The sequence below is a fragment of the Photorhabdus sp. RM71S genome (assembly GCF_042879355.1).
GTDB lineage: Bacteria > Pseudomonadota > Gammaproteobacteria > Enterobacterales > Enterobacteriaceae > Photorhabdus > Photorhabdus kayaii.
Map to the genome: position 1 here is coordinate 1 of NZ_JBHFKV010000201.1, position 455 is coordinate 455.

The window sequence follows — 455 nt, forward strand, 5'->3', positions numbered from 1 at the left end:
GCTGACACTGACGGTCAAAGACACGCTGGACAATCAGGCGGGCCGGCTGGAAGCGGGTAACGCGCTCCGGCTCAGCGCTGCCCAACTGGATAATCGCCGGGGTAGCCTTGTTGCCACTGGGGACCGCGCCACCCTGACCATTGGCAAAGCCATTCAGAATGCCCACGGTCATCTTGAAGCCAAAACCCGACTGACCACAACCAGCCAGACACTGGATAACACGCAGGGGGTGTTGCTGGCACAGCATATCAACAGCCAGACCACCGGCCAGCCCTTCATCAATACGGCGGGACAGGTGATAGCCGGGGACACCCTGACCTTAAACAGTGGTGAACTGGATAATAGTAAGCGTACGGGGAACCCCACCTAGCCAGCGGGAATTCACTGATTAAAATAGTGTCACCTATTCTTATGATGGAAAAACCCCATGAGCCAATCCCGGTTTACGCAAGCTG

General features: G+C 56.5%; 1 protein-coding gene. It reads left to right on the plus strand.

The window, feature by feature from the left end:
• The coding region (locus tag ACGF5R_RS24510) for a hypothetical protein (RefSeq protein WP_387693248.1) at positions 1-370 on the plus strand (370 nt) is incomplete at its 5' end.
• Between the last annotated feature and the right edge of the window lie 85 nt (positions 371-455).